This is a genomic window from Halolactibacillus sp. JCM 19043 (genome assembly GCF_001310395.1).
Taxonomy (GTDB): domain Bacteria; phylum Bacillota; class Bacilli; order Bacillales; family Amphibacillaceae; genus Halolactibacillus; species Halolactibacillus miurensis.
In genome coordinates this window covers 1-1,131 of sequence record NZ_BAXD01000081.1, presented here as the reverse complement: position 1 = coordinate 1,131, position 1,131 = coordinate 1, and the positions used below count along the sequence as shown (strand labels likewise).

Here is a 1,131-nt window from a genome sequence, read left to right as displayed (position 1 = left end):
ATATTTCATCTTACCAATTTGACTGGTATAAGCGGGGTTAACAATGTAGACAGCAATCCCCATTTTTTCAGCTCTTGACTTGATTGCTAAGATCATCTTTTGATAAGCAAACTGACTCATTCGTCGATTAGCTTTTTTGTTTCCATAGGGACGCGACACTTTGGACCGTGTCGTATCCAATCTTTCAATGGCGAGTGGTTTATGCTGTTTAACGGCATAGTCAACCAGGGCAATAACCTCTGCTTCTATTATTTTCGCCTGCTGTCCACTGGTTTTACCCTCTAAGTTAAACGGGAGGGTAAAGGCATCCACACATTGACCTATGGCGTTGATATTGGCGACTGCGATATGATTCACATTCAAATCAACACCAACCATACCTGTTGATGTTGAGGTATTTAGATAGGGTGTAGCCGGCACATCGATTAAGCATTTAACGATATAGTAATCACCATGATCCTCAAGCGACCATCCAATAGGCTTCCCGTACTTTTTCTTATCTTTCAGGTTAATTTGTGTCTGAATGGCGTGATTGACATGATCTTGACCATAAGGAAAAACAACGTCAGCGAGACGAATGACGCATTGGTCGATCGCTTTGAAGGTAAGGGTATGCGTCTCTGGGTGATAATGAAAGACAAAGTTACCTGATTTGGCGTCTTTCCTTCCCGAAATGGTCATCTTACCGTAACGCGCCGCTACCCAATCTTTCTGCCAACGCTCAAGATGAGCGTGATAAGACGTTTGTGTTAACCTACCGCGCGCAAGTTTTTTACTCCCGAAGCACACACCCGCCACTTTGTTTGACAATCCAATCAATTGTTTTTCGTATCGATCGTTCTTAAAGTTCAACTGACCCAAACGGGCCTTTAGGTGTTTGATCTCAACATCAAGATATTGATGTTCAAAATCGTAGGCGCAGTAAAATAAGCGCGTGTAATGCTTATATGTCACAACAAAAAGGCCCCTTTTTGTTGTTCACGTGACGTTTTGTTAAACATTGGCGTTCCTTTGACAAAGGAGCCTTTTATCTTTTGAAGGGTCGTCAAGCGCGCCTTCGTCGCTTTTATTTTTCTTTTAACGGCGTTGATTTGTTCTTTTTTATTACGTATATACATTGTCTTTAATTCT

2 protein-coding genes are annotated in these 1,131 nt (G+C 41.7%); both read right to left on the bottom strand.

From position 1 onward, the window contains the following. Positions 1-954: IS200/IS605 family accessory protein TnpB-related protein (locus tag JCM19043_RS15685; RefSeq protein WP_156321454.1), on the bottom strand; the 954-nt coding region annotated here is incomplete at its 3' end. Next, the coding region (locus JCM19043_RS17940) for a hypothetical protein (RefSeq protein WP_231631592.1) at positions 951-1,131 on the bottom strand (181 nt) is incomplete at its 5' end. The genes JCM19043_RS17940 and JCM19043_RS15685, both read right to left, overlap by 4 nt.